At 67.1% G+C, this 24,081-nt stretch carries 23 protein-coding genes; 10 read left to right on the forward strand and 13 right to left on the reverse strand.

Going from position 1 to position 24,081, the window contains the following annotated elements; translation table 11 throughout:
- Nucleotides 1-17: 17 nt before the first annotated feature.
- The 5 genes from G0Q01_RS13830 to G0Q01_RS13850 all read right to left on the reverse strand — a co-directional run bounded on the left by G0Q01_RS13830 (nt 18) and on the right by G0Q01_RS13850 (nt 3,640).
- Nucleotides 18-740 (reverse strand): transporter substrate-binding domain-containing protein, encoded by a 723-nt coding sequence (locus G0Q01_RS13830; protein ID WP_164188720.1) that lies wholly within the window; start codon nt 738-740, stop codon nt 18-20.
- A gap of 50 nt (nt 741-790) precedes the next feature.
- A complete protein-coding gene (locus G0Q01_RS13835) occupies nt 791-1,573 on the reverse strand; it encodes an ABC transporter ATP-binding protein (protein WP_164188722.1) in 783 nt (260 codons plus the stop codon).
- 146 nt (nt 1,574-1,719) lie between these two features.
- Nucleotides 1,720-2,160 carry a TerB family tellurite resistance protein gene (locus tag G0Q01_RS13840; protein WP_108964701.1) on the reverse strand — a complete coding sequence of 147 codons (441 nt, stop codon included), beginning with the start codon at nt 2,158-2,160 and terminating at the stop codon, nt 1,720-1,722.
- A 139-nt stretch (nt 2,161-2,299) separates the two neighbouring features.
- Nucleotides 2,300-2,728, reverse strand: coding sequence for a hypothetical protein (locus G0Q01_RS13845; protein WP_164188723.1), 429 nt, complete (start codon nt 2,726-2,728; stop codon nt 2,300-2,302).
- A gap of 123 nt (nt 2,729-2,851) precedes the next feature.
- Complete coding sequence (locus G0Q01_RS13850; protein WP_164188725.1) at nt 2,852-3,640, reverse strand: 23S rRNA (adenine(2030)-N(6))-methyltransferase RlmJ; 789 nt, start codon at nt 3,638-3,640, stop codon at nt 2,852-2,854.
- Nucleotides 3,641-4,031: 391 nt separating this feature from the next.
- Between G0Q01_RS13850 and G0Q01_RS13855 the strand changes: the two genes are divergently transcribed.
- Entirely contained in the window at nt 4,032-5,108 is a 1,077-nt protein-coding gene (locus tag G0Q01_RS13855) for an acyltransferase (protein ID WP_164188727.1), read from the forward strand.
- Between the two features lie 83 nt (nt 5,109-5,191).
- Here G0Q01_RS13855 and G0Q01_RS13860 read toward each other — a convergent pair whose 3' ends face one another.
- Both G0Q01_RS13860 and secG read right to left on the reverse strand, forming a co-directional pair.
- Nucleotides 5,192-6,835 (reverse strand): CTP synthase, encoded by a 1,644-nt coding sequence (locus G0Q01_RS13860; protein WP_108967518.1) that lies wholly within the window; start codon nt 6,833-6,835, stop codon nt 5,192-5,194.
- A gap of 171 nt (nt 6,836-7,006) precedes the next feature.
- Nucleotides 7,007-7,387, reverse strand: coding sequence for a preprotein translocase subunit SecG (gene secG / locus G0Q01_RS13865; RefSeq protein ID WP_108964705.1), 381 nt, complete (start codon nt 7,385-7,387; stop codon nt 7,007-7,009).
- A gap of 269 nt (nt 7,388-7,656) precedes the next feature.
- On the opposite strand from secG, the gene G0Q01_RS13870 reads away from it, so the two are divergent.
- The gene (locus G0Q01_RS13870) at nt 7,657-8,598 is read left to right on the forward strand and encodes a DMT family transporter (protein WP_164188729.1); all 942 of its coding nucleotides are present in this window, start codon (nt 7,657-7,659) and stop codon (nt 8,596-8,598) included.
- Here G0Q01_RS13870 and G0Q01_RS13875 read toward each other — a convergent pair.
- The gene (locus G0Q01_RS13875; protein ID WP_164188731.1) at nt 8,519-9,208 is read right to left on the reverse strand and encodes a thiamine diphosphokinase; all 690 of its coding nucleotides are present in this window, start codon (nt 9,206-9,208) and stop codon (nt 8,519-8,521) included. The genes G0Q01_RS13870 and G0Q01_RS13875 overlap by 80 nt on opposite strands.
- A gap of 139 nt (nt 9,209-9,347) precedes the next feature.
- Between G0Q01_RS13875 and G0Q01_RS13880 the strand changes: the two genes are divergently transcribed.
- The 7 genes from G0Q01_RS13880 to argC all read left to right on the forward strand — a co-directional run bounded on the left by G0Q01_RS13880 (nt 9,348) and on the right by argC (nt 18,024).
- Nucleotides 9,348-11,705, forward strand: a complete 2,358-nt coding sequence (locus G0Q01_RS13880) for a hypothetical protein (RefSeq protein ID WP_164188733.1) — start codon at nt 9,348-9,350, stop codon at nt 11,703-11,705.
- A gap of 263 nt (nt 11,706-11,968) precedes the next feature.
- Nucleotides 11,969-12,766, forward strand: coding sequence for a S49 family peptidase (locus tag G0Q01_RS13885; protein ID WP_164188735.1), 798 nt, complete (start codon nt 11,969-11,971; stop codon nt 12,764-12,766).
- Between the two features lies 1 nt (nt 12,767).
- Nucleotides 12,768-12,947, forward strand: coding sequence for a hypothetical protein (locus G0Q01_RS13890; RefSeq protein WP_095881157.1), 180 nt, complete (start codon nt 12,768-12,770; stop codon nt 12,945-12,947).
- A 1-nt stretch (nt 12,948) separates the two neighbouring features.
- Nucleotides 12,949-13,908, forward strand: a complete 960-nt coding sequence (locus tag G0Q01_RS13895) for a calcium/sodium antiporter (protein ID WP_164188737.1) — start codon at nt 12,949-12,951, stop codon at nt 13,906-13,908.
- Nucleotides 13,909-13,929: 21 nt separating this feature from the next.
- Nucleotides 13,930-14,718, forward strand: coding sequence for an SDR family oxidoreductase (locus tag G0Q01_RS13900; RefSeq protein WP_164188739.1), 789 nt, complete (start codon nt 13,930-13,932; stop codon nt 14,716-14,718).
- 355 nt (nt 14,719-15,073) lie between these two features.
- The gene (gene uvrC, locus G0Q01_RS13905) at nt 15,074-16,954 is read left to right on the forward strand and encodes an excinuclease ABC subunit UvrC (protein WP_164188741.1); all 1,881 of its coding nucleotides are present in this window, start codon (nt 15,074-15,076) and stop codon (nt 16,952-16,954) included.
- 128 nt (nt 16,955-17,082) lie between these two features.
- On the forward strand, nt 17,083-18,024 hold the full coding sequence (gene argC, locus G0Q01_RS13910; RefSeq protein WP_164213534.1) for an N-acetyl-gamma-glutamyl-phosphate reductase: 942 nt from the start codon (nt 17,083-17,085) through the stop codon (nt 18,022-18,024).
- Nucleotides 18,025-18,222: 198 nt separating this feature from the next.
- On the opposite strand, the gene ychF is transcribed toward argC, so the two are convergent.
- The 4 genes from ychF to G0Q01_RS13930 are packed head-to-tail and all read right to left on the reverse strand — an operon-like array spanning nt 18,223 to nt 22,294.
- Nucleotides 18,223-19,320, reverse strand: a complete 1,098-nt coding sequence (gene ychF / locus G0Q01_RS13915; RefSeq protein WP_108964714.1) for a redox-regulated ATPase YchF — start codon at nt 19,318-19,320, stop codon at nt 18,223-18,225.
- Between the two features lie 43 nt (nt 19,321-19,363).
- Nucleotides 19,364-20,749: an MATE family efflux transporter gene (locus G0Q01_RS13920; protein ID WP_164188743.1), complete on the reverse strand. Its 1,386-nt coding sequence runs from the start codon at nt 20,747-20,749 to the stop codon at nt 19,364-19,366.
- Nucleotides 20,750-20,786: 37 nt separating this feature from the next.
- Entirely contained in the window at nt 20,787-21,686 is a 900-nt protein-coding gene (locus G0Q01_RS13925) for a nickel/cobalt transporter (protein WP_164188745.1), read from the reverse strand.
- On the reverse strand, nt 21,671-22,294 hold the full coding sequence (locus G0Q01_RS13930; protein ID WP_164188747.1) for a DUF1007 family protein: 624 nt from the start codon (nt 22,292-22,294) through the stop codon (nt 21,671-21,673). The genes G0Q01_RS13925 and G0Q01_RS13930 overlap by 16 nt, the downstream gene beginning before the upstream one ends.
- Before the next feature lie 119 nt (nt 22,295-22,413).
- Between G0Q01_RS13930 and G0Q01_RS13935 the strand changes: the two genes are divergently transcribed.
- A complete protein-coding gene (locus G0Q01_RS13935; protein WP_164188749.1) occupies nt 22,414-23,046 on the forward strand; it encodes a DUF2461 family protein in 633 nt (210 codons plus the stop codon).
- Between the two features lie 9 nt (nt 23,047-23,055).
- Here the strand turns inward: G0Q01_RS13935 and ppk2 are convergent, their stop codons facing one another.
- Entirely contained in the window at nt 23,056-24,036 is a 981-nt protein-coding gene (gene ppk2, locus G0Q01_RS13940) for a polyphosphate kinase 2 (protein WP_164188751.1), read from the reverse strand.
- Between the last annotated feature and the right edge of the window lie 45 nt (nt 24,037-24,081).

The raw sequence follows: 24,081 nt of genomic DNA on the forward strand, positions 1-24,081 counted from the left end.
CCCTCGCTCTGGGGCGCTCAGAACGAGGCGCCGATTTCCCACTTTTCGATCAGCGCGTTGAGCGAGCCGTCGTCTTTCATCGACTGGATCGCCGCGTCGAACTTTTCCTTCAGCTCGGTGTCGCTCTGGCGCAGGCCCATGCCGACGCCGCCACCGATCAGCTCGTCCTTGTCGAGCAGCATCACGTCGTCGCTCTCGTCGGCAACCGGCACGAGGTAGCTCTTGTCCGCGAGCACCGCGTCCGCCTCGCCGTTGCGCACGGCGGCGACGGTCTCGTCGGGGGTGGCATATTCGACCAGCGTCGCGCCCATCTCGGCGACAAAGGCCGCCTGGATGGTGCCGGTCTGTGCGGCGATCACCGCGCCCGAGAGGTCGATGCCGTCGTTGCCCGACAGCACCAGGTACGCCGAGGGATCGGGCTGGGTGTAGTTCTGGGTGAAGCCGATGACTTCCTCACGGTCGGGGGTGATCGACATGCCGGCCATGATGGTGTCGTAGTTGCCCGACACGAGGTTGGGGATGATCGAGTCCCAGTCGTTGGTCACCCACTCGCAGGTCACCTCGGCGCGGGTGCAGAGCTCGTCGCCCAGTTCGCGCTCGAAACCGTCCACTTCACCGCTGTCGTTGATGAAGTTGTACGGAGGGTAGGCGCCCTCGGTGCCCATGCGCACGACGTCCTGGGCCAGCGCCATCGAGGCGGTCATGGCCAGCGCGGCGGTGCCGAGAAGGATGGATTTCATTGGAGTTGCTCCCTGGTTATATACATGTTCGGGGTGGTCTCTGCCGCCCGTCAGACGTGGCTGGTCGACCGCAGGAAGCCCTGCAGCCGTTCCGATTTCGGCGCGCCGAACAGCTCGGCCGGGGCGCCCTCTTCCTCGATGAGCCCCTTGTGCAGGAACACCACGTGATCGCTCACGTCATGGGCCATCTTCATGTCATGTGTCACGATGATCATGGTCCGCCCTTCGGCGGCGAGATCCTTGATCACCTTCACAACTTCCTGTTCCAGCTCGGGATCGAGCGCCGACGTCGGCTCGTCGAAAAGCAGCGCCTCGGGCTCCATGCAGAGCCCGCGCGCGATCGCCGCGCGCTGCTGCTGGCCGCCCGAAAGCTGCGCAGGCCAGGCGTCGGCCTTGTCGCCGATACCGACCTTGTCGAGATAGCGCCTTGCGGCGGCCTCGACCTCGTCGCGCGGGCGGCCAAGTACGGTGAGCGGCGCTTCCATGACGTTCTGCAGGATCGTCATATGGGCCCAGAGGTTGAACTGCTGGAACACCATCGACAAGTTCGTGCGAATGCGCAGCACCTGCTTTGGGTCGGCCGGACGACGGTGATGCCCGCTGCCGTGCCAGCGCACCGGCTCTCCCTTGAACATGATCTCGCCCTGCTGGCTGTCCTCGAGCAGGTTGCAGCAGCGCAGGAGCGTCGACTTGCCGGAGCCCGACGAGCCGATCAGGGAGACCACGTCACCACGCTTTGCGGTGATGCTGACCCCTTTGAGCACTTCAAGCTCGCCGTAGGCCTTGTGCAGATCGCGGATCTCGATGACTGGAGCTTGGGCTGGATCGGTCAAGCCAAACCTTCTTGGGCTGTTGCTGATATTGGCGGCGAGAATGGGCGCAAAATGGCCTGATTGTCCATGCGCAAAACGGCGGCTGTCTTGTGCTTTGCGCGGCGTAAATTGGCATATACCCGGATTTCAGCCGCTGCCGGTGGGCATCAGCCCGCGGCTTCCACCCGTTGCCGGGCCAACGCCGAATCCCTGTCGTTGATGCCGAGAAGGTTCGCGACCAGCCGCAGCACCGCGTCTTCCTCATCGTCGCGGCTGCCGTCGGCGAGCGCCACTTGCCACAGCGCCTCGATCACAGCGATGCGGTCCTCATAGGCCACGGCATCCTTTATGGCCCGGGTGAAGCGCACGGTGTCCGGGGCCTCGGCCTCCAGCGCTTCGGCGTCGCGGCGCAGCCGCGTGGCCTCGAAGGGCGAGAGCCCATATCGCGTGGCGGCGATCCGGTCGATCCGGTCCTGCTCGGATTGGTCGTAGGTCTCGTCGGCGCGCGCGACGCGCACCAGCAAAGCGCAGAGCGCCAGCCGCGCATCGGCGTCGGGCAGGCGGTCGGGGCCGGGATCGACCAGCCGTTTGAGGAAATCAGCGAACATGCGCAAGATATAGCCGCCTTGCGCCGCCGCGCCAACGCCCCGCGCGCGATCGTGTAAAGACGCGCGCCGACGGGCTTTCTTCGTGGCGAAAATGTCCCGGGGAGTGCGCGCAGCGGATGGGGACGGCGCCCCGGATGCCCTAACCCGTCCGGCTCGCGGAAAGATCGCAGGGCGCGACGAAGAGCAGGTGTTCGGCCAACCACAGTGCGGTCTGCCGGGTGCTCGGGGCAGGATCGCTGCCAGCCATCACGTCGCAGAGGCAATGCGCCAGCGCCAGCCGATCGCGGTAGCCCACGGCGCGGGCGAGCATGGCGGCAAAACAGGCGGTATCGGGGGCGGCGGCGGCGACAGCTTGGCACGTCAGCCGCATCTCGGCAGCCTCGCGCTGGGTCAGCTCATGGCGCCGCGCCAGCACCGCATCGACCAGCGCCACGCCGATCAATGGCGGCGCGCCCTGCGCCTCGGCGGCGGCGCGCAGCAGCAGCGCCCCGAGCGCCAGCGGCACGTCGCAGGGCTCCAGAGGCGTGGCCTCGGGGGCCGCCATCCAGAATTTCAGCCCGCGCGCCACGGCTGTCTCGGCTGGCGTGCGGGTGGGCGCTGCAGGAAGGAGGGGGCCATCTGTCTCCCGTTGGCATGTGTCAACGGCATTACTCTGCGTCAGCTTGCGGGGCTGGGCAATGGCAGAAAACGGTCAGCCGAGGGCGCCGGCAGCGCGCAGCCGATCGGTAAGTTCGGCACCGGCCTCGGCAAGACCCCAGGGCGGGTTCACGATGAACATGCCAGAGCCGATCATCCGGTGCCCCTCGCGCGCCGGCGGGAAGCGGATCTCGTGGCAGAGCGCGCCGGGGAAATCTTCGGAGAGCTGGGCGAGCATCGCCACATGCGCGGCGGAGCTGAGGATCGGGTACCAGAGCGCCAGCACGCCGACATTCCACTTCTTCGCGATCTGCCGGAACAGCTTGGGCAGCTCGACATAGTCCTGCTTGAGTTCGTAGGGCGGGTCGACGAGCATCACGCCGCGCCGCGGATCGGGCGGGCAGAGGCTCTGCGCAAGATCGAAACCGTCCTGCCGGTGGATCGCGATATTGGGTGCGCGCAGCGCCCGGGTCAGCGCCGCGTGCTCCTGCGGATGGAGCTCGGCGAGGTGGAGCTTGTCCTGCGATCGCAAGAGTTTGGCTGCGATCATCGGCGAGCCGGGATAGGCGCTCGGGCCGTGCTCGCGGCGCACCTCGGCGAGCGCCTGCAGATAGGGGTGCCCTTGGCGGAAGATGCCCTGATACGCCTCGATCCCCTGCGCCGCCTCGCCGGTCTTCACCGCCTCCGCCGAGGTCAGGTCGTAGAGACCGCGCCCGGCGTGGGTCTCGATGTAGCTGAGCGGCTTGTCCTTTTTCGTCATGTAGGAGAGCAACTCGGCCAACAGCGCATGCTTCTGCAGGTCGGCGAGGTTTCCGGCGTGGAAGGCGTGTTGGTAGGAAAGCATCGCAGTCTCGGCAGATGGGCAGATCAACGGGTGGGGCGGGGCAGGGGCCTCACACGCGGCCTGCACCTGCCGCCGCAGATAACGCCTGCCGGGCTCGAAGTCGAGCGCGGCTAGGATCGTTCGCCACCTGCGCGATTGCCCCGGTACGTGGCGCCTCTCTGGCGCGAGTGCACGGAGTTTGGCGCGACGGGAAGTTGAGGCTTGCCGAACGCCGATCCATGCGCGACCATCGTCCCTATTGTTTGAAGTGATATTCCATCTTGTTCGTGCAGGCCCAGCCAATGCGGGGGGTGCCCCCTTGTCCGAGCCCGGCTCTGTGCAGAGGAGTGACATAGTGACCATTGATGATTTGATGGCGGCCGCACGGGGCCGGCCAAGCGGATTTGATTACATGCGCCTGACCCTCTCCGTGCTGGTCCTGCTGATCCACAGCGTGCAGATCGCCTACGGGCAGAGGGTCTACATGGACGCCGTCTGGGCGCATTTCCCGATCGACGGCCTCGCGATGACCGTGCTGCCGATGTTCTTCACCCTGTCAGGTTTCCTGGTGGCGGGCAGCCTCTACCGCTGTCGCACGCTGCTGAGCTTCATGGGGCTGCGCTTCATCCGCATCTATCCGGCGCTGGCCGTCGAGGTGACGATCTCGGCGGTGCTGGTCGGCGGGCTGGTCACCAACCTGAGCTGGCCAGAGTATTTCACCAGCGACCAGTTCTTTCGCTACCTGTTGAACGTCACCGGCCATGTGAGCAATGCCTCGCTCTACCTGCCGGGCGTCTTCGAGACCAACCCCGAGCCGGGCATGGCCAATGGCCAGCTCTGGACCGTGCCCTACGAGCTGATTTGCTACATCGGGCTGGGCGTGCTTGCGCTGGCCGGAGCGCGCAAGGACCGGCGGGTGCTGCTGGCGGGTCTGACGATCTTCATCGCCTTCTCGGTCCTCAAGATGGGGCTGCGGACCGGCTGGCAGTTCGATCCCTGGGTGGGTCCGGTGACCGGCCGGGCGCTGGTGATTGCCTTCCTGCTCGGCATCTGCCTGCACGCCTACCGCGACCGGGTGCAGATCCACGGCTACCTCGTGACGATCGCCGCATTGGTGGGGGTCATCGGCTTCAGCGTGAGCGGGCTGGGGCAATACATCGGCCTTGTGGCCATGGCCTATGTCACGGTGGGGCTTGGGGTCATGGACCCGCCGCGGCTCGGGGTGCTGAAGAGCGCCGATCTGAGCTACGGCATCTTTCTCTATCATTTCATCATCCAGCAGCTGATCGCGCATCTGCTGCCCGGGATGCGCGAATGGTACTGGATCGCCGCCCTTTCCCTGCCGCTCACCATACTGGTCGCGCATCTGTCCTGGGTGGGAATCGAGCGGCCCGCCCTGAAGCTGCGCCAGCATGTCTTCGCGCGGGAGTGCAGGATCATGCGCAGCCTGCCGGGCATGTCGGCGTGGCACGCCTCGGCGGAGCGCTGAGCGCCGGGCGACCGCTCCCGGCAAACGAAAACGCCCCCGAGGGAGTCCTCGGGGGCGTTTCTCATGTCAGCTGAAGCGCGGGTTCAAACCAGCCGCGAGACCTCTTTCGCCGCGCGGACGAAATCCTTGAAGAGGGGATGCGGATCGAAGGGCTTCGACTTCAGCTCGGGGTGGAACTGCACGCCGATGAACCACGGGTGATCCGGCCATTCGACGATCTCGGGCAGGCGACCGTCGGGCGACATGCCCGAGAAGCACAGACCGCCCTTTTCCAGCGCCTCGCGGTACTTGATGTCGACCTCGTAGCGGTGGCGGTGGCGCTCGTCGATGGCGGTGGTGCCGTAGACCTCGGCGACCTTGGACCCTTCGGTCAGCACCGCGTCATAGGCACCGAGGCGCATGGTGCCGCCCTTGTCGTCGGCCACCGAGCGGTTGACCTTCTGGTTGCCCTGAACCCACTCCTTGAGGTGGTAGACCACCGGCTCGAAGCGCTTCTCGCCGGCCTCGTGGTCGAACTCCTCCGAGCCGGCCTTGGCCACGCCCGCGACATTGCGCGCCGCCTCGATGACCGCCATCTGCATGCCGAGGCAAATGCCGAGGTAGGGCACCTTGTGCTCGCGCGCGAACTGGGCCGCCTTGATCTTGCCTTCGGTGCCGCGCTCGCCGAAGCCGCCGGGCACGAGGATGGCGTCGTAGCCTTCGAGATAGGGGGCGGCATCCTCGCGCTCGAAGAGCTCGGCGTCGACCCAGCTTACGTTGACCTTGACCCGGTTCGCCATGCCGCCGTGGGTCAGCGCCTCGGCGATCGACTTATAGGCGTCCTCGAGCTGTGTGTACTTGCCGACGATGGCGACGTTCACCTCGCCCTCGGGGTTGTGGATGCGCTCGGAAACGTCTTCCCACTTCTCGAGGTTGGGGCGGGGGGCCGGGGTGATGCCGAAAGCATCGAGCACGGCCTGGTCGAGGCCTTCGCGGTGGTAGGCCAGCGGCGCGTCGTAGATCGACGGCAGATCCTGCGCCGCGATCACGCTGTCGGAGCGCACGTTGCAGAAGAGCGCGAGCTTCTCGCGTTCCTTCTGCGGGATCGGACCCTCGGAGCGGCAGACGAGAATGTCAGGGGCGAGACCGATCGAGCGCAGCTCCTTCACCGAGTGCTGCGTCGGCTTGGTCTTCAGCTCGCCCGAGGCCTTGATGTAGGGCAGCAGCGTCAGGTGCATGAAGACGCACTGGCCGCGCGGCTTGTCCTGGCTGAACTGGCGGATGGCCTCGAAGAAGGGCAGGCCCTCGATGTCGCCGACCGTGCCGCCGATCTCGCAGAGCATGAAGTCCACCTCGTCCTCGCCGATCGAGATGAAGTCCTTGATCTCGTTGGTGACGTGCGGAATGACCTGGATGGTCTTGCCGAGATAGTCGCCGCGGCGCTCCTTCTCGAGCACGTTGGTGTAGATGCGGCCCGACGAGATGGAATCGGTCTTGCGCGCCGGAACGCCGGTGAAGCGTTCGTAGTGGCCGAGATCGAGATCGGTCTCGGCGCCGTCATCGGTGACGAAGACCTCGCCGTGCTCGAAGGGGCTCATGGTCCCCGGATCGACGTTCAGATACGGATCGAGCTTGCGCAGACGAACCGAGAAGCCCCGCGCCTGAAGCAGCGAGCCGAGTGCCGCCGAGGCAAGACCCTTGCCCAGAGAAGAAACGACACCGCCGGTGATGAAGATGAAACGTGCCATTGGCAGCGCGACCCCGTGATTTGCGTCAAAAAAGGAGGACACCCACGGCCCATCGAGCCGCAGCATCACGGGAGTCCACGTATAAAGGATTCGGGCCGCACTGTCTAGCCAACCGCAAGATGCTGTTGCGGCTGACAGGCGGCCCTCAAGCTGTTGTTAGTCGGGCAGTTCTTAGTCGGCGCTCGGAACCATCGGCGCATCCGCGCCTGCGTCATTTCCGCCCGACGGAGGGGGCAGGAGGCCATCGGTGTCCAGCGGAGCCGGTGCCGAGGTGTTCGTGTCGGTTGCCGGAGCGGAGCCCGAGAGACGGTCCATGACCGACACGCCGCTGGCATCGCTCGCTGCGAGCACCGTCAGGGTGATCGAGGTGATGATGAAGGCGATGGCCAGGCCCCAGGTGATCTTGCCGAGCGCGGTGGCAGCCGCGCGCTGGCTCATGGCCCCGCCGCCGCCGCCCATGCCGAGACCGCCACCTTCGGAGCGCTGGAGCAGCACGACGCCGATCAGCGCGAGCGCGAGGAGGAGGTGCACGATAAGGATCACGTTTTCCATGGGGCGTCTCAGGCATTCCGGCTGTGTTGAACGGGCGCTATGTAGGCCAAGGAGGATGCACACGCAACCCGGCTCTTGGCTATGGGGGCAAAGGGCCGCGGCGCTGGGGCAGCCGCGCCGCGCCTGCTGCATGGCACCGGGGTCGTCGCAACCGCGAAAATGCCCGCGGTCATCGCCTTCGCGGCGGCGCGAGCCCGGCCGGGGGACGCTTCGAACGCGGAGCTGAGAATGCCTTGTGGGGTCGAGAGGGCGCGGATACGCTGCGCGTCATGGCTGGTGATCGTCCCCTTCTCGGTGTGCTCTTGATGCTTGGCTTTTGTGTCGTGGCGCCGATGGGCGACGCGACGGCCAAGCTGCTTGGCGACAAGGTCTCGATCGGCCAGCTGCTGCTGCTGCGCTTCGCCATTCAGGCGGCGGTGCTGATTCCTTTGATGATCGCGACGCGGGGCGTCTGTCGTCTGCGCGGCCGGGTGTTGGGGCTGACGGTGCTGCGCACGGTGATGCACATGCTTGGCATCGCGATGATGTTCGCCGCGCTGCGCTACCTGCCACTGGCTGACGCCATTGCGATTGCTTTCGTCATGCCCTTCTTCACGCTGCTGCTGGGGCATTACGTGCTTGGCGAAGAGGTCGGCTGGCGTCGCATGGCCGCGTGCGGGGTGGGCTTCATCGGAACGCTGCTCGTGGTTCAGCCCGCCTTTGCCGAAGTCGGCTGGCCGGCGCTGCTGCCGCTCGGTGTCGCGCTGAATTTCGCGCTTTTCATGCTGGTCACCCGGCAGATCGCCCGCGACGTCGATGCCATCTCGCTGCAGGCCGTCTCCGGCGTGATCGCGGTGGGGATCATGGCGCCGGTGCTGCTGCTTGTGCCGGGCGGCACGGTGCCCGGGCTCGCGCTGAGCCAGCCAAGCGCACCGGTCTGGGGGCTGATCGTCGCGATCGGGCTTCTGGGGACGCTCGCGCATCTGCTGATGACGTGGTCGCTGCGCTTTGCGCCGGGGGCCACGCTGGCGCCGATGCAGTACCTCGAGATTCCCGTCGCCACGATCATCGGCTTCGCGGTCTTCGCGGACCTGCCGAACGGGCTCGCGACGGTGGGCATCTGCGTCACCGTCGCCTCGGGGCTCTATATCCTCATGCGCGAGCGGGCCATCGCGAGGGCGCTTCGAGAAGCGCCCGTTCCAGCGCAGCCAGCGCCGTCACCGGCAGAATGACCAGCATCTTCGGCGCATCGAGGTGCAGCGTGACGCGCGGTGCATCGGTCTCGTTCGACGTGCCGGTGAGCAGGTCGGGGGTGAAGCGCAGCCCGTCGATCGGCCAGCGCAGGCCCTGGCTCGTTCCGCCGACCTCGGCCATCGGGTAGAGCGAGAAGCGGCTGCCGACCGGCAGATCGAGCGCTAGCTCGGGCGGGCAGAGAGCGACGACGTCCTCGCGCCCGACCAGCAGGCAGGGGCGGTCGGGGCGCCGCGCCAGCACCGTCATCGCCGCCAGCTGGTGGTCGAGCCGCGCGCCGAGAAACCCCGCCGCGTAGATCAGAGGTGCCTCGATACTGCGCAGGCACTTGTCGAAATCGGTGCTGTCCTGCTCGGCGATGCGGTGGATGCGCGCGGCGGGGATCCGGGCGCGGTGCTCTGAGGTCAGCGAGTCGAGATCGCCGATCACCGCGTCGGGGGTCACGTCTGCCGACAGCAGCGCCGCGGCCCCGCCATCCGCGGCGACCCGCGTTTTCGTCCGCGCCAGTAACGGCAGGAGCATGTCGGCCGGGCAGTCGCCTCCTCCGACCAGCAGGACGGGAGAGTGTGATCGGATCGGGTCGAAGTTCATGGCTTTTTAGTGGCTTTCCTCGAAAACGACCACAATTTGGTCATGAAATGATACTGTGAAAACCTCAGATTCGGTCAGCTTTGGTCTCCTAGTCGGTGGTAAACAATCTGTTGCAGATCGAGTGAAAAGTGAGCGGAACATGGTGAGTTCGAGCAAGATTCTGACGGTGTCCTACGGCACGTTCTCCTGCACGGCGGAAGGCTTCGAGGATCCCCTTGGCGTGGTCAAGGACACGACGCAATTCTTCCGGGGGGTGGTGCGCGAGGACCGCTTCTTTGGGGCGGAACCGCCGCAGTTCGATCCCGAGCTTGCCGCTCAGCTCCTTCAGGCGCAGCTGGATGCCGAGGCACAGGGCGGAAGGCTCGTGCTGCGCGGCCCGCTCGCCGATGTGGCCGCCCCGGTTTCGCAGTCCCCGGCACCCGCCTCCGCGCCCGATGTTTCCCGGCCCGCTCCAACCCGGCCCGCCGCCGAGGTGATCGGCCCGGACGCGGACCGTGGCATGGAAGCGGCGCTGGCCGAAACCGCGGCCCGCGCCGCCGCAGAGGCGCAAGCCGAAGCCGCAGAAACGCAAGCCACCGGATCCGAGATCGCCGACCCCGAGGCAGAGGTCGCCCTTTCGCGCAGGGATTCGCTTGCCGCCGAGGCCGCTTTCTTCGCCGCGGAGGCCGGGCAGGCCGCGGGCGACGAGTATGACTACGAGGACAGCACCTTCGAGGTCTCCGCCGCACCGGCGCCACGTGCCGCCCCGCACGAGGCGGCGCAGGACGAGGCCGCAGACAGCGTCGCCGCCAAGCTCCGCCGCATCCGCGCGGTGGTCTCGGGCGGGGCCGCCACCTCTGCCCTCGCCGCACAGGACGAGGCCGATCAGGACGACTCGGCGCAGCAGGATGGCGCAGATACGGTGGCCGCCGTCTCTGCCATGCTCGGCAGTCTCGCGTCCGAAGAGTCTGCCTCTGCCGCGCCTGACGCAGGGGTCGCGGAGGACGGTCTCGCCGCCCACCTGATCGACGAGGCCACGAGCCCCGGAGAAAACGACGTTATCGCCGAGCCCGCGCCGGCACCGCTGGCGCTGACCCCCGAGTTTGCCGCCAAGCCAGAGGCCCCGGTCGAGCGCCCTTCCGAGTCCCAGCCGGCCGAGCAGCGCCGCGGCCCGCGCCGCGTGCGCGTGGTGAAGGTGACCCGCGCCGCCTTTGACGCCGCTGTCGCCTCGGGGCAGCTCGAGCAGATGGACGAACCCAAGCCCTCGAGCAGCCTCAGCGCCGAGGACGAGGCGGAGCTGGCGCGCGAGTTGGAGGCTGTGAAGGCCGAGCTCGCCGCCGGGCTCGAGAGCGAATGGGACGAGGTCGAGGACCTCGAGACGCTCGCCGCTGCGCCGAGCGCCGAAATTCCGCTGGAGGCCAAGCAGGTGCTCGCCGATCTCGAGTCAGAGGCGGCCGAAAATGACGCGGAGGACTCCGCCTGGGGCGACGAAGACCGGGATGACGAAGAGCGGCAAGACGAAGTCCGGGATGACGAGAACTGGGACGACGAGGCCCTCGACGACACCGACTGGGACTTCGAGGCGGCCGAACCTGACGACCACGTCAAGGATACGGCCGGTGCCGACGTCGCAGAAGACGATGACGAGGATGAGGACGACCACGGCGCCGAGGACGCCGCGGCCTTTGCCGCCGCCTTCGACGAGGCCCCCGATGCGCAAGACGCAGGCCAGCAAGAGGACGCGCTCGAAGATGCCTTCGCGCGCATGGCCCATGAGGACGTGCGCAAGGCAGTGAAACTCTCGAGCCCGGCGCGGGTCATGCTCACCGAGCAGAGCGTCGAGGACAATGACACCTCGCGCATCCTCGACGAGACCAACACCCAGATGGAAGAGCCCGAGGGCAACCGTCGCCGCAGCGCCATCGCGCATCTGCGTGCCGCCGTGGCCGCGACACGCGCGGACCGGCTGCTGGGCCGCAAGAAGGATGCCGAGGCGCAGGCCCAGCCCTACCGCGAAGATCTCGCCGACGTGGTGCGCCCGCGTCGCCCTGCGGCCCCGAGCCGCGCCGAACGCCCCGATGCGCCGTCGGTCGAGACCGCCATCGAATCGCGCCCTGCGCCGCTCAAGCTGGTGGCCGAGCAGCGGGTGAATGTCGCCGCCGAGGCAGCCGCCACCCCATTGCGTCCGCGCCGCGTGACCTTGGCGGACATCGACACCGCAGATGCCAGCGGGGGCGATTTCGCCGATTATGCAGACAGCGTCGGCGCCCACGATCTGCCGGAGTTGCTCGAGGCGGCCGCGGCCTACCTGTCCTATGTCGAGGGCCACGCGCAGTTCTCGCGCCCGCAGCTGATGACCAAGGTACGGCAGGTCGAGGGGCAGGACTCGAGCCGCGAGGACCGGCTGCGCAGCTTCGGCCAGCTGCTGCGCGACGGTAAGATCGAGAAGACCGGCGGCGGGCGGTTCACCGTCTCCGAGCGGATCAGCTTCAAGCCCTCGACCCGCGCCGTCGGCTGAGCCGAAGTTCATCACGATCAAGAAAGGGCGGGGCGCGGCTTCCGCCCTTTTTCGTTGCCCTGAAGGGGGACTTGGTGCCGCTAGGGCAGCGCGGGCTCCGCGCCGCGCGGCCCTTGGGGGCCAAGCTTTCCCAGGATGTTTCTGCCCAGAAGACAAGACTTTTTCGGGTGCCGCGTGGCGTGCGGGCGGGCCGTGCCGCATCACGTAAGAGTTCTTTTTGCCTTCGTCTTGTCGTTGCGGTGGGGCGTGTCTACATCACGCGCATGCAAATCCCGATCCCCTTCGTGAAATCAAAGCCCCTCGTCTCGGTCGTCCGCCTGCAGGGCGCCATCGGCCCGCAGGGGCGCGGCGCGCTGAACGACGCGGCACTGGCGCCGGTGCTCGAACGGGCCTTTCGCCGCGGCAAGCCCAAGGCGGTGGCGCTCGAGATCAACTCGCCCGGCGGCTCGCCGGTGCAGAGCTCGCTGATCGGCGCGCGCATCCGCCGCCTGTCGGAAGAGACCAAGGTCCCGGTCTTCGCCTTCGTCGAGGATGTGGCGGCCTCGGGCGGCTACTGGATCGCCTCGGCAGCGGATGAGATCTTCGCTGACGAAAGCTCGATCCTCGGCTCGATCGGGGTGATCTCGGCAAGCTTCGGCGCGCAGGTCTTCCTCCACCGGCAGGGCATCGAGCGGCGGGTGCACACCGCCGGCAAATCCAAGAGCATGCTCGACCCGTTCCGCCCCGAGACCGAGGAAGATGTGGCACGGCTGAACCGCATTCTCGGACAGCTGCACGAAACCTTCATCGCGCAGGTCAAGGCGCGGCGCGGGGGCAAGCTGAAGAACGATCCCGAACTCTTCACGGGGGAGATCTGGATCGGCCGCTCGGCGGTCGAGGTCGGGCTCGCCGATGGCGTGGCGCATCTCGTGCCCGGGATGAAGGCACGCTACGGCGACAAGGTGAAATTCCGCCGCTACGGCATGAAAAAGCGGCTGATCCCGCGGCTCGGCCTGAGCCTCGCGGAAGAGACGCTGGGGCTGATCGAGGAACGCGCGGGCTACGCGCGTTTCGGGCTCTGACATGCTGGCAAAGGTCGTCGCCCTCTTTCTGGTGGTCATCGCGGTGCTGGGGATCTTCGGCAAGCTGCGCATGCCCGGGATCGGGCGGCTGAGCCGCCGCGAGGCGGGAAGGAAATGTCCGCGCTGCGGCCGGTACCGGATCGGCAAGGGGCCGTGCCCCTGCGGCGAACGAAAGGTCTGAAATGGTATTTCTCTACGCGGCCCTCGGCCTTGTGATCCTGCTTCTCGCGGGGGATGCGCTGGTCAAGGGGGCGGTGAACCTGTCCTTGCGCATGGGCATCCCGGCGCTGATCGTCAGTCTCACGATCGTTGCCTTCGGCACCTCGGCGCCCGAGCTGCTGATCTCGATCCAGGCCGCGCTGGACGGGGTGCCGGGGATCGCGCTGGGCAACGTCGTGGGCTCGAACACCGCCAACGTGCTGCTGGTGCTGGGCATCCCGGCGCTGATCACGGTGATCCATTCTTCGACACATGACACCCGCAAGAGCTATGCCATCATGCTCGGTGCCACGGGTCTTTTCATCGCGCTCGCCTTCCGCGGGGTCTTTGACTGGATCGCCGGGCTGATCATGCTGGCGGTGATGGCGGCGATCCTCTGGGATTCGGTGCGCGACGCGCTTTGCCATCGCAAGAATGGCAAGGAGGCGTCCTGCGAGCCGGACGAACTCGAAGAACCCGAAGGGGCGGACCCGGACATGCCGGGCTGGAAGATCGCGCTCTACCTGGTGCTGGGCCTTGTTGGCCTGCCGGTGGGGGCGAACCTGCTGATCGACAGCGCCACCGAGATCGCCGCCATGTTCGGCGTGCCCGACACGGTGATCGGCCTGACATTGGTGGCGCTCGGCACGTCGCTGCCCGAGCTTGCCACCACGGTCATGGCGGCGATCCGCAAGCAGGCGGATGTCGCGCTTGGAAACGTGATCGGCTCGAACGTCTTCAACCTGTTGGCGATCATCGGGGTGGCCTCGCTGATCAAGCCGATGCCGGTGGACCCGCAATTCCTCAGCTTCGATCTGTGGGTGATGCTCGGGGCCTCGCTGATCCTGGTGCCCTTCGTCTTCCTTGGCCGGGACATCGGCCGGGTCTGGGGGGTTATCCTCTCGGCGCTCTACGTCGGCTATGTGACGGTGGTTCTGATTTAAACGGTTTCGGGGGAGAAACGCATGGGACTCGAGAAACGTGCGCTGGTCACCGGCGCGGGCAAGCGGCTGGGCCGCGCAATGGCGCTTTACCTCGGTGAGCGTGGCTTCGACGTGGCGGTGCATTACGGCGGCTCTGCCGAGGCGGCTGACGAGGTGGCGCAGGCGCTCCGCGCCATGGGCCGCACCGCGGTCACCCTGCAGGCGGACCTGCTTGATGAGGCGCAGAGCGAGACGCTGGTGGCGCGCGCCGCCGAGGCGCTTGGCGGGCCGCTCGGGCTGCTGATCAACAACGCCTCGATCTTCGAGCACGACGACATGCAGACCGCGACCCGCGCCAGCTGGGACCGGGCGATGGAATCCAACCTGCGGGCGCCCTTCGTGCTGCTGCAGGGGTTTGCCGCCCAGGCACCGGAGGCCGAGACCGACGAGCGTGGCGAGCCGCGCGCGCGGGCGCTCTGCGTCAACATGCTCGACCAGCGGCTGCGCAAGCTGACGCCGGAGTTCCTCAGCTACACGCTGGCCAAGTCGGCGCTCTGGACGTTGACCCAGACCGGCGCGCGGGCGCTGGCGCCGAAGGTGCGGATCAACGCCATCGGGCCCGGGCCGACCCTGCAGGGCGCTGACCAGAGCGCCGAAGGATTCGCCCGGCAGCGCGCGGCGACGGTGCTGCAGCGTGGCTCCAACCCAGAGGACATCTGCGGTGCGCTGGGGTACTTCCTCGACGCTCCGGGGGTTACCGGGCAGTTCCTCTGCACCGATGGCGGGCAGCATCTCGCCTGGGAAACGCCGGACACCTGCGACCGGGAATAAGGTCGCGGTTTGACCAGCTTGGGGAGTCCTTGCGGCACCCTCCCATGGAGTCGCTGCGGCAAGTTGTGCACGTGTCACACTTGCTTCACGAAACCGTTGGGAAAGCGTCAAGCTTTCAAGGGTTTGAAGGTGGATATCGAAATCTTTTGCGCGATATCAGTGGGTTATAATTCCGCCTAATTATTGGGCAATTTAACGAAACCGTCCAAATACAAGGGAAAATCAGCGAAGCCGGGATTTGACCCTCAGGGTTATCCACAGGAATGGTGGATGCATTCCTCCTTGATCTCGGGGGTCCGGCATTGCAGCGAGGCGCAGAATCAAGGCATGCCGTGAACAGACCGGAAACGACGTGATGGACGACGAAGCAGACATCCAGAAAACGGCCCCGAAGCGCGGCTACGAGGTGATCCAGGGCTACCTGCGGACGCTGGATTCGAGCCCCGGTGTCTACCGCATGCTCGATGACCAGAGCCGCGTGCTCTATGTCGGCAAGGCGCGCAATCTCAAGGCGCGGGTGTCGAGCTATTCGCGGCCCTCGGCGCAGCATTCGCGGCGGATCACCCGGATGATCTCGGACACCGCTTCGATGATGTTCCTGACGACGCGCACCGAGACCGAGGCGCTGCTGCTCGAACAGAACTTGATCAAGCAGCTCAAGCCGAAGTTCAACGTGCTGCTGCGCGACGACAAGAGCTTCCCGAACATCCTTGTCACCACCGGGCACGATTACCCGCAGATCAAGAAGCACCGCGGCGCGAAGACCGAGAAGGGCGCCTACTACGGTCCCTTCGCCAGCGCCGGGGCGGTGAACCGCACGCTGACCCAGCTGCAGCGGGTGTTCCTGCTGCGCAACTGCACCGACTCGATGTTCGAGAGCCGCACGCGGCCCTGCCTGCTGTTTCAGATCCGTCGCTGCTCGGGGCCCTGCACCGGCGAGATCAGCCGCGACGACTACGCCGAATCCGTCGCCGATGCGCAGCGCTTCCTCTCGGGCAAATCGACCGAGATGCAGGCGCGGCTGGCGGACCAGATGATGGCGGCCTCCGAGGCGATGGAGTTCGAGCGCGCCGCGGCCCTGCGCGACCGCATCCGCGCGCTGACGCAGGTGCAGTCGGTGCAGGGGATCAACCCGCAGGGGGTGGAGGAGGCCGATGTCGTGGCGCTGCATCTCGAGCACGGGCAGGCCTGCGTGCAGGTCTTCTTCATCCGCTCGGGTCAGAACTGGGGCAACCGCGACTTCTACCCGCGCGTCGGCGAGGACGTGGAGGAGGCCGAGGTGCTCGAGGCCTTCCTCGGCCAGTTCTACGACAGCAAGGAGCCGCCGCGCCTGCTGCTGCTCAGCCACGAGATCGAAAACGCCGACCTGATGTCCGAGGCGCTCTCAGGCAAGCTGGGGCGCAAGGTCGAGATCGCCGTGCCGAAGCGCGGCGAGAAGGCCGAGCTGATCGAGGGCGCGGCGCGTAACGCCCGCGAGAGCCTCGCCCGGCGCATGGCCGAGACCGCGACGCAGGCCAAGCTGCTGCGCGGCGTGGCCGAGGCCTTCGGGCTCGACGGGCCACCGCAGCGCATCGAGGTTTACGACAACTCGCACATCATGGGCACCAATGCCGTCGGCGGGATGATCGTTGCCGGGCCCGACGGCTACATGAAAAACCAATACCGCAAGTACAACATCCGCGGCGAGGACCTCGTACCGGGCGACGACTTCGGCATGATGAAGGAGGTGCTGACGCGCCGCTTCACCCGGCTGCTGAAAGAGGACCCGGACCGCTCGAAGGGGCTCTGGCCCGACTTGCTGCTGATCGACGGCGGCGCAGGGCAGGTCTCGGCGGTTTGGGAGATCATGCAGGAATACGGCGTCGAGGACATCCCCATGGTGGGTGTCGCCAAGGGTGTCGACCGCGACCATGGCAAGGAAGAGTTCCACCGCATCGGCACGCGGCCCTTCGCGCTGCAGCGGAACGATCCGGTGCTCTACTTCATCCAGCGCCTGCGCGACGAGGCGCACCGCTGGGCCATCGGCACCCACCGCGCCAAGCGCGCCAAGGCGCAGATGGCCAACCCGCTCGACGAAGTGCCCGGCGTCGGCGCCTCCCGCAAGCGCGCACTCCTGCAGCACTTCGGCTCGGCCAAGGCAGTGGCGCGGGCGAATCTGGCGGACCTCAAGGCGGTGGATGGCGTCAGCGAGGCGCTGGCCGAGCGAATCTACGACTTCTTCCACGAGAAGGGGTAGGGGCGGGTCTCTTCGACGAAAGCTCCGAAAGCCTTCAAAGGCTTTTGCCCGGACCCGTGCGCGGGATAGTTTATCTGATGCGGTGCCTCTGCTATAGCGGCGCCACGTTTACCCAAGGAGAGAAGGCCATGGCCCACAAGGTGTTCATCGACGGCGAGGCTGGCACGACCGGCCTGCAGATCCGCGAGCGGCTGGAGCAGCGCGCGGACATCACGCTCGTTCAGGTGGACCCGGCTCGACGCAAGGACGCCGGCGCGCGCTCCGAGGCGCTGGCCGAGGCCGATGTGGCCATTCTCTGCCTGCCCGACGATGCGGCGCGCGAGACCGTGACGCTGGCCGAGCCGCATGGCACCAAGATCATCGACGCCTCGACCGCGCATCGCGTCGCCGAGGGCTGGGTCTTCGGCTTTGCCGAGATGGCCGAGGGCCAGCGCGAGGCCATTGCGGCGGCGCAGTATGTCTCGAACCCCGGCTGCTGGTCGACCTGCGCCATCGCGCTCATTCGCCCGCTCGTCGGCGCCGGCCTCATCGACCCGGCCTCGGCCCCGGCGATCTCGGGCGTTTCGGGCTACACCGGCGGCGGCAAGGGCATGATCGCCGAGTACGAGAGCGGCGAGACCTCTGGCTCGTTCCTCTATGGTGCGTCGCAGGGCCACAAGCACCTGCCGGAAATCGTCAAGCACGGTCTGCTGAGCGCGGTGCCGCTCTTCGTGCCCTCAGTCGGCGCCTACGCACAGGGCATGGCGGTCGCGGTGCAGCTGCCGGCGATGGGTACGGATGGGATGGAAGCGGCAGAAGCCGCGCTCAAGGCGGCCTATGCCGGCGAGCGCTTCGTGTCGGTGCTTGATGCCTCGGTGCACGCGCCGCGCGTCATGCCGCAGCGGCTGAACGGCACCAATACGCTGGAGCTGTCGGTGCACGGCAACCCGGCAACCGGCGCGGTGACGCTGATTGGCGTGCTCGACAATCTCGGCAAGGGCGCCTCGGGCGCGGCGGTGCAGAACCTCAACATCATGCTCGGCTGCGACGAGGCGGCGGGGCTGCAAGCCGGGACGGCCGCGGCGGCCTGATGGCGTAAGGAGGGGCGCTGCCCCTCTTGGCCTGCGGCCAATGCACCCGGCGTGTTTGGACATGGAAAGAGGGCGCGGACCACGGGGGCCGCGCCTTTTTTCGTTTGCGCAGAGGGGGCGTGAGGTGGCGCAGACCGCAAAAAAAGCGCGGCGCCCCTCGGGGAGCGCCGCGCCGGATGTCCGGAGATGCCGGAGCGGTCAGGTGTTGAACAGGAAGTGCAGCACGTCGCCATCCTTGACCACGTAGCTCTTGCCCTCGGCGCGCATCTTGCCCGCTTCCTTGGCGCCCTGTTCGCCCTTGGCGGCGACGTAGTCGTCATAGGCGATGGTCTCGGCGCGGATGAAGCCACGCTCGAAGTCGCCATGGATCACGCCGGCGGCCTGCGGCGCCGCGGTTCCGTGCTTGATCGTCCAGGCGCGGGCTTCCTTGGGGCCGACGGTGAAATAGGTCTCGAGGTGCAGCAGCTCGTAGCCGGCGCGGATCAGCCGGTCGAGCCCGGCCTCTTCGAGGCCCAGTTCCGACAGGAACATCTCGGCTTCCTCAGCGTCGAGCTGGCTGATCTCTTCCTCGATCTTGGCGGATATGACCACGTGGCTGTTGCCCTGCGCAGCGGCCATCTCGGCGACCTTTGCCGAGAGCGCGTTGCCGGTGGCGGCCTCGCTTTCGTCGACGTTGCAGACGTAGAGCACCGGCTTGGAGGTCAGCAGCTGCAGCATGCGCCACTGCTTGAGGTCCTCGGCATCGACCTCGACGAGGCGCGCTGGCTTGCCCTGCTCGAGCATCGCCATGGCGTCCTTCATCAGGCGCTCCTGCTGGACCGCCTCCTTGTCGCCGCCGCGCACCTTGCGCACGATGTTCTGCAGGCGCTTTTCCAGGCTCTCCATGTCGGCGATGATCAGCTCGGTCTCGATGGTCTCGGCATCGGCGACCGGATCGACGCGGCCGTCGACATGGGTGACGTCGTCATCCTCGAAGCAGCGCAGCACGTGGGCGATGGCGTCGGTCTCGCGGATGTTGGCGAGGAACTGGTTGCCGAGGCCCTCGCCTTTCGACGCACCCTTCACCAGCCCGGCGATGTCGACGAAGGTCATCCGGGTGGGGATGATCTGCTTCGAGCCGGCAATTTCAGCGAGCGTGTCGAGCCGCGGATCGGGCACGGCGACGTCGCCGACGTTGGGCTCGATCGTGCAGAAGGGGAAGTTGGCCGCCTGTGCGGCGGCGGTCTTGGTCAGGGCGTTGAACAGCGTCGATTTGCCCACGTTGGGCAGACCCACGATCCCCATGCGAAATCCCATGTCGTGCTCCTTGGCTCGGGCTTGGCGTATGATCGCGCCGCTTCTAGTCGCCGTCCGCGCCCCTTGCAAGCGCGAGGCCCGACAGATGCGGCACCTGGCGGTGCCAGAAGCGCCAGTAGAGCAGCGCCGAAGCCAGCCCGAGGCCGAAGCTCAGCCCCATCCAGACCCCGCCCGCGCCGAAACCGAGCGGGAAGCCCAGCACATAGGCTGCCGGCATGCCGACAATCCAGTAGGAGACGGCGGCGATCAGCATCGGTGCGCGGGTGTCCTTCATGCCGCGCAGCACGCCCAGCACGATCACCTGGACCGAGTCGACCAGTTGGAAGATCGCGGCCATGGCCAGCAGCAGCGAGCCGAGGCGCAGGATCTCATTGTGATGGGGGTCTTCGGCCGACAGGAAGAGGTTGATCAGCGTCTCGGGGATGCCGAGGAAGAGAATCACGGTGATTACCACGATCCCGAGAGACAGGATCTGTGCGGCGACCGTGCTGCGGGTGAGGAACGACAGATCGCTCCGGCCCATGGCCTGTCCGGCGCGCACGGTGGCGACGTTCGACAGCCCCAGGTGCACCATGAAGATCGCGCCCGAGAGCTGCATGGCGATGCCATGCGCGGCCAGCGGCACGGTGCCGAGCCAGCCGACCATCACCGCGGTGGCGGCGAAAAGGCCGACCTCGGCCAGCGTGGTCAGCCCGATCGGCCAGCCGAGGTGGAACACCTCGCGCAGCATCTCCATGTCGGGGCGCCAGAAATGGAACCAGATCTGGTGCTCGGGCAGTTGCAGCCGGGCGTAGATGACAACTCCGGCGAAGGCGGCGCCATGGGCGAAGAGCGAGGCGATGGCGGCGCCGGTGATCCCGAGTTCCGGCGCGCCCCAGTTGCCGAAGATCAGCGCGTAGTTGGCCAGCCCGTTGACCACCGCGGCGGCCACGGTGATCCAGAGCACCGCGCGGGTGTGCTCGAGCGCGGCGAGGTAGCTCTTGAAGACCATGACGCCGAGGGCCGGTAGCAGCCCGACGCCGGCGATGCGCAGGTAGGTCTGGGCGTTGGCGGCGACCAGCTCGGTCTGGCCGAGCAGCAGCAGAAGCGGCCTTGAGTACCAGAACAGCGGCAGCGCCAAGAGGAAGAAGGCAATCGACAGCCAGAGCGCCATGCGCGTGGTGCGGCGCACGTTCGGCTCGTCGCCGCGCGCGGCATATTGCGCGACCATCGGCATGACGGCGAAGGCAAAGCCCGATCCGAAGAGGAAGAGCACCGAGAAGACCGTCATCGAAAGGCTCAGCGCGGCAAGTTCGGGCACCCCGTAGCGGCCCATCATCACCATGTCGGTCAGGCCGATGGTGAGCTGCGCCAAATGGCCGCCGATCAGCGGCAGGCCCATCATCAGAACGGCGCGGATGTGGGCGGAATAGGGGAGAACTTGCGACATAATTGGGCTTTAGAAGGCGGTCGGGCTTCGCGCAACCTCAGAGTGAGCCGAGCAGCAGTTGCCCCGCCAGAAGTGTGACCAAAGCGCCCGCCGCGGTCTCGAGCAGGGCCAGCGCGCGGGGCATGCCAGGGCCGATGGCGTGGCGCGTGAGCGCGCCTTCGCGCAGCGTGACAGAGGCGAGGGCGACGACGAGCGTCACGCTCGCGGTGCCGAGCCCCATGGCAAAGGCGCCAAGGATGCCGGCGCCGGCGATGCCCATGCGCCAGGTGAGGATCAACAGGAAAAGCGCGCCGGTGCAGGGGCGAAGGGCGATGGCCCCGACCAGCAGCAGCGCGTCTCGGAGCGAGTGGACCTTCTGCGCCTGCTCGAGGCTCGGGCCATGGGCATGGCCGCAGCTCGGGCAGAGGTCGTCGTGGTCGTGGTTGTGATGAGCGTGCGGCCGGGGCACCGCCCGCAGCCTGCGCGCCCCACGCAGCAGCAGCCAGAGGCCGATTGCTGCGATCGCGGCGTAGCTGGCCGGGGCGAACCAGTCCTCGGCCGCCGCAGTCATCCGTTCGCGGCCCCAGCCCAGCAGGCCGACCCCGGCGTAGACCAGCAGCACTGCTGCGGCCGCCTGGGCAAGGCTCGATGTCACCGCCAGAACCGAGAGCCGCCAGAGCGCCACCCGCCGGCCGAGCCCGTAGCCGCCAATCAGCAGCTTGCCATGGCCGGGCCCCGCCGCGTGGAAGAAACCGTAGCCAAAACAGACCGTCATCAGCGCAAGAAGCGCACCCGGCTCGCCCGCGCGCAGCGCCCGCAGACCCCGCGCCATGGCGTTCTGCGCCTCGCGCTGGCCCTCGATGGCCACGAGCGCGATCCGCTCTGCGCCGCCGAAGCCCCAGAGCCAGATGGCCAGACCCAGCACCGCGAGCGCTGCGAGGGTCAGGAGCCGGCGCATGTCACCTCGATGCGATCGGCAAAATTCCGGCCGGGTTCGATTTCGAGGAACTGGTCTTCGGGGATCTGCGCCAGCTCGGCCTGCATCTTCTTCGCGGCCGCGTCGAGATCGGGCTTGCGCACCTCCGCGCGGCAGGGGGCGGGGAGGGTGATCGGCAGGCTGGCCTCGAAGGCGATATAGTAGGTCGGATCATAGGGCTCGATCACCAGCCCCTCGGCGGGGGCGGGGGTTACGCTGCGGCGGTGCACCGAGGTGATCCGCCCGTCGTCGATCGCCACGGAGACGAACTCGGGCGCGCCGAGCTCCAGCTTCGCGCCGCCGGAATACATATAGAGGTCACCCTCGAAACCCTCGTACCAATTGTCGAGATCGAAGCGTTCCAGCGCGGTCAGCTCGGCCGCGGTCAGCGCACCGTCGCCGTCGGGGTCGAGCCCCATGTCCTCGAGGATCAACAGCGAGAAGAAATCGTCGTAGCGCCACGTGACCTCCACCGAGGTGACCCGCCGGTCCGCACCGACGTCCAGCGCCAGCCCGACGTCGGCGAAAACATGCGGGTGCGCGAGTGCCTGTGCACCGATGCTGATCCCGGCCATGGCAATGCAGAGCATCGCGACTCGTCGCGGCCCGGCGGAGCGATGAAGTCTTAGTTTACCTAAGGGCATGCCATTTCCCGTGGTCATGTTAGGCTGGCCATATTTGAGACATGATTCCATTAGGAAGTTTTTTTATGGCTAGTTTGATTGATCTGACGGCGTTCGCGCCCCAGGCCCGGCGTTTTCTGACCGAACTCGAAGCAAACAACGATCGCGCGTGGTTCAGCGCCAACAAGCAGCGCTACGACAGCGAGGTCAAGCGCCCGGCGGAGCTTATGATCGCGCAGATCACCCCCGAGCTCGAAATCCTGAGCGGAGACCTGCCTAGACCGAAACTCTTCCGCCCGCAGCGCGACGTGCGCTACAGCGACGACAAGCAGCCCTTTCACACGCATCTGCACGCGCTCTGGTCCCTGCCGGACGGGCGGGCCTGGTATTTCGCGCTGTCGAAGGATTACGCCACCGCGGGCGCGGGTATCCTCGCTTTCGACGGCCGTAGGATGCTGGCTTGGCAGGCAGCGCTGATGGGGCCGGAGGGCGACGAGCTGGAGCGGATCATCGCGCGCAGCGGCGCGCGGATCGATCCGGCGCCCAGCCCGACCTCCGAGGTGCCGCCGGGGCCGCGGGCCAAGCTGATGCGCCGCCCGGGCTGCGTGCTTTGGATCGACGATATATATGAGGATCTGGCGCCCGACCCGGTGGCGACGCTGCTTCAGTGCTATACCCGGCTGCAGCCGTTGCAGGACTGGCTCGGCACACGTCTCTGAGCGTGCCGCTCAGGCGCCGTTGCCCGGCCCCGGCGTGGCGCCGAGGATATGGTCGGAGCGGTGAATGACGTGCCCCGCGCCGCCGACGATGAGCGGATCGGGCGGCGTGGCGATGCGGTGGTCCTTGCCGGGATAGTCCAGCGTCGACAGGAAGTGCCGCATGCAGTCGAGCCGGGCGCGTTTCTTGTCGTCGGATTTCACCACGGTCCAGGGCGCGTCGGCGGTGTCTGTGTAGAAGAACATCGCCTCCTTCGCCTCGGTGTAATCGTCCCACTTGTCGAGGCTCGCCTTGTCGATGGGCGAGAGCTTCCATTGCTTTAGCGGGTCGGTCTCGCGGCTCTGGAAACGGGCCTTCTGCTCGTCGCGGGTGACCGAGAACCAGTACTTGTAGAGCCGGATCCCCGAGCGCACGAGCATCCGTTCCAGTTCCGGGGTCTGGCGCATGAACTCGAGGTACTCGTTGGGCTCGCAGAACCCCATGACCCGCTCGACCCCGGCCCGGTTGTACCACGAGCGGTCGTAGAGCACGATTTCGCCTGCGGTGGGCAGGTGCTCGACATAGCGCTGGAAATACCATTGCCCGCGCTCCTGCTCGCTGGGCTTGTTCAGCGCAACGACGCGCGCGTGGCGGGGGTTGAGATGCTCGGTGAAGCGCTTGATCGTGCCGCCCTTGCCGGCGGCGTCGCGGCCCTCGAAGAGCAGCACGAACTTCTGCCCAGTCTGCAAGGCCCAGAGCTGCACCTTCAGCAACTCGGCTTGCAATCGCGCCTTTTGCACCTCGTAGCCGCGCCGGGCCATTTTCTTGGCGTAGGGGTATTCGCCGGTCTCGAAGGCGCGGCGGATCTCGTCCTGCGTGGGTCCGTGCCGATGGGCCGCGTGCAGCGGCGCCTGCCGTGGCATGGACCCGGACGGCAGGGCCGGCGCCGGTTGCGGGTCGGCGCCGGGCACGTCAGGCTCTTCGGGTCCAGAGGCTTTCGGCATCTCGGTCATGGCGGATCCCTTCGCTCGGGGGACGGTGTCAGCCTGCGCCCTGCC

Source organism: Salipiger sp. PrR007 (assembly GCF_010499845.1).
In the GTDB taxonomy this organism is placed as follows: Bacteria; Pseudomonadota; Alphaproteobacteria; order Rhodobacterales; family Rhodobacteraceae; genus Salipiger; species Salipiger pacificus_A.

Bases quoted from the DNA above. Each gene is read 5' to 3' on its own strand.
- G0Q01_RS13830 (WP_164188720.1), bottom strand. From the start codon at position 740: ATGAAATCCATCCTTCTCGGCACCGCCGCGCTGGCCATGACCGCCTCG.
- G0Q01_RS13840 (WP_108964701.1), bottom strand. From the start codon at position 2,160: ATGTTCGCTGATTTCCTCAAACGGCTGGTCGATCCCGGCCCCGACCGC.
- G0Q01_RS13850 (WP_164188725.1), bottom strand. From the start codon at position 3,640: ATGCTTTCCTACCAACACGCCTTCCACGCCGGAAACCTCGCCGACCTG.
- G0Q01_RS13855 (WP_164188727.1), top strand. From the start codon at position 4,032: ATGCGCCTGACCCTCTCCGTGCTGGTCCTGCTGATCCACAGCGTGCAG.
- G0Q01_RS13860 (WP_108967518.1), bottom strand. From the start codon at position 6,835: ATGGCACGTTTCATCTTCATCACCGGCGGTGTCGTTTCTTCTCTGGGC.
- secG (WP_108964705.1), bottom strand. From the start codon at position 7,387: ATGGAAAACGTGATCCTTATCGTGCACCTCCTCCTCGCGCTCGCGCTG.
- G0Q01_RS13870 (WP_164188729.1), top strand. From the start codon at position 7,657: ATGGCTGGTGATCGTCCCCTTCTCGGTGTGCTCTTGATGCTTGGCTTT.
- G0Q01_RS13875 (WP_164188731.1), bottom strand. From the start codon at position 9,208: ATGAACTTCGACCCGATCCGATCACACTCTCCCGTCCTGCTGGTCGGA.
- G0Q01_RS13880 (WP_164188733.1), top strand. From the start codon at position 9,348: ATGGTGAGTTCGAGCAAGATTCTGACGGTGTCCTACGGCACGTTCTCC.
- G0Q01_RS13885 (WP_164188735.1), top strand. From the start codon at position 11,969: ATGCAAATCCCGATCCCCTTCGTGAAATCAAAGCCCCTCGTCTCGGTC.
- G0Q01_RS13890 (WP_095881157.1), top strand. From the start codon at position 12,768: ATGCTGGCAAAGGTCGTCGCCCTCTTTCTGGTGGTCATCGCGGTGCTG.
- G0Q01_RS13895 (WP_164188737.1), top strand. From the start codon at position 12,949: ATGGTATTTCTCTACGCGGCCCTCGGCCTTGTGATCCTGCTTCTCGCG.
- G0Q01_RS13900 (WP_164188739.1), top strand. From the start codon at position 13,930: ATGGGACTCGAGAAACGTGCGCTGGTCACCGGCGCGGGCAAGCGGCTG.
- uvrC (WP_164188741.1), top strand. From the start codon at position 15,074: ATGGACGACGAAGCAGACATCCAGAAAACGGCCCCGAAGCGCGGCTAC.
- argC (WP_164213534.1), top strand. From the start codon at position 17,083: ATGGCCCACAAGGTGTTCATCGACGGCGAGGCTGGCACGACCGGCCTG.
- ychF (WP_108964714.1), bottom strand. From the start codon at position 19,320: ATGGGATTTCGCATGGGGATCGTGGGTCTGCCCAACGTGGGCAAATCG.
- G0Q01_RS13920 (WP_164188743.1), bottom strand. From the start codon at position 20,749: ATGTCGCAAGTTCTCCCCTATTCCGCCCACATCCGCGCCGTTCTGATG.
- G0Q01_RS13925 (WP_164188745.1), bottom strand. From the start codon at position 21,686: ATGCGCCGGCTCCTGACCCTCGCAGCGCTCGCGGTGCTGGGTCTGGCC.
- G0Q01_RS13930 (WP_164188747.1), bottom strand. From the start codon at position 22,294: ATGCTCTGCATTGCCATGGCCGGGATCAGCATCGGTGCACAGGCACTC.
- G0Q01_RS13935 (WP_164188749.1), top strand. From the start codon at position 22,414: ATGGCTAGTTTGATTGATCTGACGGCGTTCGCGCCCCAGGCCCGGCGT.
- ppk2 (WP_164188751.1), bottom strand. From the start codon at position 24,036: ATGACCGAGATGCCGAAAGCCTCTGGACCCGAAGAGCCTGACGTGCCC.